Raw genomic sequence first — 5,815 nt, forward strand, 5'->3', positions numbered from 1 at the left:
TAATATATATTTAGCCATAGGGATATCAGAGTTTTACGGGCAAGATATAGAAGAGATTGGAAGTCCTGCTATTCCTATCGTAGTAAGAGAATTTGCTAATAGGAGAAATTGGAAGACAAGATTCTATTTAGGAAGCTTACTTGAAAGGTTGGTAGAAATCAGGGATAAAGAAGGATATTTTCTTAGACACAATACTCATACTGAATACAGTAACAATGTAGCTCAAGTTTTAGGGAAGATATTAGAGAATAAGAGGGAAAATATGTGGATAAGATGTGGAGCAGCAAAGGGGTTAATTGCAGGAGGAGATAAGGCTATTGAACCTCTGGTAAGGGTATTAAGAACTATTCCTTTAGTAGATGATGAAAAGTCTAATCAAAAAGATAAGATGAGAAAGAATTTCTGTGGTAGGGAGCATTTCTGTCGTAGTGTATTGTATTCATTAGGAAATTTATTAGAAAACTCAGAGGATAAAAGATTAATAGAAGAGGCAATAGATGCAATAAAGGATAAATTATATGATAAGAGCTTGAACTCGATGATGGGAATAAGTGTTATAGGTGCGTTGGGAGGGGGGTATTTAGTAAAAGAGCAAGAGATATATTAATAGATGCGTTAAAGAATCATGAATATGGACATATCAAAACACAAGTTCCAGGAGCTTTGGGATTTGTATATAATCGTATTACAGACGAGGATGAAAAAGAGAGAATAGTGGATGCATTAATAGAGGCAGCCACAGGAGGTTCATTAGAGGTTGAAGGATTTAGTGGTATAATACCAGGTCATAGGAATATATTTGCTATTGAGATCTTAGGTAAGATAAAGGCGAAAAAGGCGGTTGAACCATTGATAGAGGCGTTGAAGGATGAAAATGAACAGGTTCGAAGGGATACAGCAAGAGCATTAGCTAATATAGGTGATAAAAGAGTAGTGGAACCACTAATAGAATCTTTTAGAAGAGAAGAAAGTTGGGGTTGTAAAAGAATTATCGCATGGCAATTAGCTAAATTAGATGATAAAAGAGTAATTGAACCATTAGAAGAAGCTTTATCTGACCCAAAGAATGAAAAGATTAAAGGAGACTTAGCACTTGCATTAGGCAACATTGGAGATAAAAAGACGGTTGATTTGTTAATAGAGGTATTGGATGATGCAATAAAGGATAAGGATGAAATGGTAACATATGGTTGTTCTTTTGCACTATGTAAAATAGGGGATGAAAAGGCAATTCCATATGTAGAAAAGGCATTAAGGGAAGGAACATGGGATTATCACAAGGATTGGGTAGCAAAAGAATTAAAAAAATTAAAAGGCAAAGATTAATAAATATTAATCCTTGCCTAAAAAGAGGAGGATATCAAAAATGGTTAAAAAAGTATCTTTATTAGGGTTGATTGGGTTATTGTTAGTAGTAGGAACTTCTGGCTATGCAGAGGTAAAACCAACATGGGAAATAGGGGATGCGGTATTTAGGCCCTTGCGTTTACCTCTTGTTGGGGGCTTTGGACATACTGGAATATACTGTTGTAGTCAGTCGGATAACAATAAGGTTAGTATTGGCACTGAATCCCCTTATCCCATTCAGATTACGGATAGTGATCTTAAGCATTCAATGATTCAAGGAAATGAAAAGGAGCCACCTCCTCCTTATAAGCCAGTGGATTTTGTTCCTTTAGAGTATGTCCTCCATGGAATGATGCCCTATGGTGCGTATAATAACGGGGGTTTAAGTGCTTACCAGCGGAGAAAGATTGTTGCAACCGCTTATTTACAAGCAGTGAAGGGAGATTGTGTGTATGAAGAGAAGAATCCAAATAGAATAAAATATCCTGCAACTAATGAAAATGGATGGAGAGGTTCTTTTAGATGTGATGGGTTTGTAGAATATTGCTATGAGCAGGTTAAACCAGGAGGGTTCTTTACTGATAGTGATGAGAAAGAGTGTTGGTCGAAGTTGTTGGATTTAAAATATGCTTACGGGATATGGCCTAAATTTTATCCAACCGCATTAATGAAAAAGATGAAGAAAGCAGAAGCCAACCTCCCTGAGATAAAGAAGACGGAACTGTATAAAGATGGAAAGCCCCTTCTAGAGATATTTCCTTGGAGTAAAGTCACAGGAGCAATTGAGATTAAAGTGAAGGTAATGGATGGAGCAAGTGGCTCTGGAATTGATCGAGTAGAATTCTATTATACTGACCAAATATTAATTAACTTAATTGATAAAAAAGATGAAGATAAAGATGATGAAGGGATAATGGAAGAATATAGTTGTAATTGGGATGTCAGTAGTATTTCTCAATATCCTATGTGGCGGGCCTACGCTCGAGTATATGATCGTGCAGGAAATATGAGTGAAGGGGAAAAATTTGTAATTGGTAATTCTTATGATATTACTGATGGCTTTTTTGTTATCATCGACCATACACCACCCCAGGTAGCCAGTACCACTCCTTCAAATGGGGATACGAAGATATATCTTGGTAAAAAGATCAGAGTTACCTTCTCTGAAGAGATGGCGACGGAAACGATTAATTCGGATACAATCCTGGTTAATAATGGTGCTATTGTTGGCTCGGTAACTTATGCTGAAGATTTAAGGACGGCTTTTTTTGTGCCTGATGAGGCTTTAGAAACAGTGTAAGTAAGGGAAAATGGGAAATTTTTGTTGACTTGATTGATGATTAAGGAGTATAATATTTGTAATATGAAAAAAAGAGAATGGTTAGGGGTTAGTTTAATACTGGTAATTAGTTCTCTGATGCTTGGGTGTATCCAAGGAAGTAAGAAGTTAGAAGTTGGAAGTAGAGAGGTAAAGGAAGAAAAAGTAGTCCAATCTCAGGTAAAATTAGATACAAAAACACCAGCATCTAACAAAGAACAAATAAAGGTAGAGTCAGAAAAAACAGCTCAATATGTTGAGTCTGGATTATCAAAAGAAGAGAGAAAAAAGATTAGGAAGAGAATATTGGGAATTGTTGATAAATTTGAGAAACTTTCTACAAGTGAAATAATAGAAGAGCGGTTAAAGAAAGGTGTGCCAATACCAGAAGAAAAAGCAGAGAAAGAAGCAGTAGAAATAGAGCAAATGTTGAACGAGCTGATAAGTCTTGGGAAAACAAATATCTCCCCTTTGATAGAAGTAATCAAAGATAAAAAGAGAAATGCAACATTTCGAGCGGGCTTAATACAAATAGTCGCCAGTCAGATAAAAGATAAAAGGATGATTAACCCTTTGATAGATATTGCTAAAGATATGAAAGAGGATATAGAGGTTCGCAATACAGCAGCCTCTGCGTTGAAAGAATGGTTTGGCGAAGAAGCACCTGAGGTTAAAGTTAGCGAAAAGGAGATAAAAAAGATTGAGCAGAAGGTGAGGAAGATAATTGATAGTATAGATAGGAAGTGTAAAATGATAGAGGAAGTGGGGAAGAAGAGGGACTATGATGATCCATTCTGTGACACAATGATATTGGATTTGATGATAGCAAGAGATATAGAGAGCCTGACGACAATAAGTAGAGAAGGAGCACCATTCATGATAGAAGCAATGAAGGATAAAAATAGACATTGGTATTGTAGAATGCAGGTGTTTATGATACTAATAATAGATAGTAAGGATAAGAGGGCAACTAAGCCAGCAATGGAGATATTAAGGGATAGAGGTGAAAATAGTAGGTTTCGAGGTGCGATAGTGTGTACATTATCTAGTAATGGTTTTGTTAAAACTGAAGATATACTGGGAGTATTAAAGGATGAGAGAGATGGTTGGGTTCGAACTGAAATAATAAGAGGGTTAGGGTTTCTAGGAGATGAAAAAGCGATAGAGTCATTAGTAGAGGCATTAGATGATAAGGATGAGTTAGTGGCAGTAACCGCTGTTCGGGGATTAGGAGAGATAGGTGGAGAAAAGGTAGTAGAGCCGTTAATAAATGCTTTAAAGAACAATAGACATGCGTTAGTTCGAGCAAATGCATCTAATGCTTTAGCTAATACGAAGAGTAAGCGGGTAATTAAGCCGTTGATAGAGAACTTAAAAAAAGGTGATATGTTTGCCGCTAAAGCTTTAGGGGAGTTAGGGAAAGAGATAACAGGTGAGGATAAAGATAGGATAGTGGAGGCGCTGATTAATAATGGATTAGAAATATACAAAAAGTATCCTGATTGGTTGACATGGAGTGCTGCTACCAATGCTTTGGGCGAGATAGGAGATAAAAGAGCAGTTGAGCCATTATTGGAAGCACTTCAAAGTGAAGCAGTAATTAAGAGGCATCCTGAGTGTATAATAGAAGCATTAGGTAAAATAGGTGATGAAAGAGCAATTGAACCTTTAGAAAAGGCATTAAAAGATGAAAGATATAAAAATGCAAAGAATAATTTAATTTATGTACTACAGAAACTTACAGGTAAAAAATACAAGTAATTAATTTCTAATACTTTTGCAAAATGAAGGTTAGTCGTCATTGCGGGGAGCGAAACGACAGAGTAATCTTGCTGTCTTCTAACTACTGAGAGATTGCTTCACTATCGCTCGCAATGATAAATTATCCTATTTTGCATAAATCTAATAATTTCTTTAAAAGGAGGTAAAAGATATGTATAAGTTAAGTAAAAGCAAGGTATTAGGATTAACCATCTTTGTAATATTAATAGCCAGAGGGGATTTGTTTGCCAAGACAATTCCAGATTGTGAGATAGGAGATGCTGTATTCAGATATAAGCAATACGAAGATATCTTAGGAGTAGGATTCCACCATGCCGGGATTTACTTTTGCTCACATTCTAAAGGTGATGAGGTCTATGTTCAAACAGAAGATCCATATTACATCAAAATTACAGGTTCTGACCTTCAACATAGTGTAATTGAGGCAGTTGGATATGGTGGTCCAATAAGTTGCCAACCATTTGTTGAAAGGTATATTATCTACCCCGGTGGGTATAAAGGGGCATATAATAGTGGTACTTTGGATGCTTACAAACGCAGGAAGATCATTGCCGCTGCATGGGAGCAGAAAGGGAAAAAATATGCTACTGGAAATCCAAGACATCCGTTCAATGAGAAACCAACAGACATTAAGTCTCCTGGCAACTCCTTTAGATGTGATGGCTTGGTAGAGTATTGTTATGAGGTAATACAATATCGAGGTATAGATAGTGGAGGGAATCCCTGTGATAATTATGGTTTCTTCTCATCATGGGAGGAGAAGAATTGTTGGTTTTTTGGAATACCGGGGATAATCCACGCTGTATCAGCTGCTTTCTTCGTTAAAAAAGATGCATTTTACCCTAAGGCATTATTGGCAAGGATGAAAAAGGCATCAGGAAAGCAACTTAGTACTTCCCCTCAAATCTTTAGTTTTGATTTGTATAAAGATGGAAAAGAGATTGCAGAAGGTGGGTTGCTTAAAAAGAATGATGTCGTGACTGTCAAAACTTTTGTTACTGATGGAGATAAAGGCTCTGGTATCGATCGAGTAGAGCTTTATTATCAGGAAGTCTATGGACAATTACTTGGTAAAGGGACTCTTACTTTAATTACTACTTTAGATGATGATGAAGATATTGGAAAAGAATCCAGCTATGATTGGACTGTACCTTCAACTACTATTACATTTTTAGATTGTGAAGTATCTGCTGTGGCTTATGATAGAACAGGAAACACAATCAGAACGGTGTAAGTAAGGGAAAATGGGAAAAAGGGAAATTTTTTTGTTGACTTGTCTAAAATAAAAGAGTATAATGGTAATATCATGGAATTAGTAATCAGTAAGCGGTTGTATTTAGTCTTTAGTGGATTATTGATACTGTTGGT

5 protein-coding genes are annotated in these 5,815 nt (G+C 36.3%); all 5 read left to right on the forward strand.

Annotated features, from left to right (window positions below; translation table 11 throughout):
* Positions 1-607 (forward strand): hypothetical protein (locus AB1422_15815; GenBank protein MEW6620776.1); only part of this gene is annotated, 607 nt, incomplete at its 5' end.
* 56 nt (positions 608-663) lie between these two features.
* On the forward strand, positions 664-1,326 hold the full coding sequence (locus AB1422_15820) for a HEAT repeat domain-containing protein (GenBank protein ID MEW6620777.1): 663 nt from the start codon (positions 664-666) through the stop codon (positions 1,324-1,326).
* 40 nt (positions 1,327-1,366) lie between these two features.
* The gene (locus tag AB1422_15825) at positions 1,367-2,647 is read left to right on the forward strand and encodes an Ig-like domain-containing protein (protein ID MEW6620778.1); all 1,281 of its coding nucleotides are present in this window, start codon (positions 1,367-1,369) and stop codon (positions 2,645-2,647) included.
* Between the two features lie 63 nt (positions 2,648-2,710).
* Positions 2,711-4,426, forward strand: a complete 1,716-nt coding sequence (locus AB1422_15830) for a HEAT repeat domain-containing protein (protein ID MEW6620779.1) — start codon at positions 2,711-2,713, stop codon at positions 4,424-4,426.
* A 172-nt stretch (positions 4,427-4,598) separates the two neighbouring features.
* A complete protein-coding gene (locus AB1422_15835) occupies positions 4,599-5,681 on the forward strand; it encodes a hypothetical protein (GenBank protein ID MEW6620780.1) in 1,083 nt (360 codons plus the stop codon).
* The last annotated feature ends 134 nt before the right edge of the window (positions 5,682-5,815 follow it).

This window comes from bacterium (genome assembly GCA_040757115.1).
In the GTDB taxonomy this organism is placed as follows: domain Bacteria; phylum UBA9089; class CG2-30-40-21; order CG2-30-40-21; family SBAY01; genus JBFLXS01.

Coding starts and splice junctions, on each gene's coding strand:
- AB1422_15825 (MEW6620778.1), top strand. CDS start 1,367: ATGGTTAAAAAAGTATCTTTATTAGGGTTGATTGGGTTATTGTTAGTA.
- AB1422_15830 (MEW6620779.1), top strand. CDS start 2,711: ATGAAAAAAAGAGAATGGTTAGGGGTTAGTTTAATACTGGTAATTAGT.
- AB1422_15835 (MEW6620780.1), top strand. CDS start 4,599: ATGTATAAGTTAAGTAAAAGCAAGGTATTAGGATTAACCATCTTTGTA.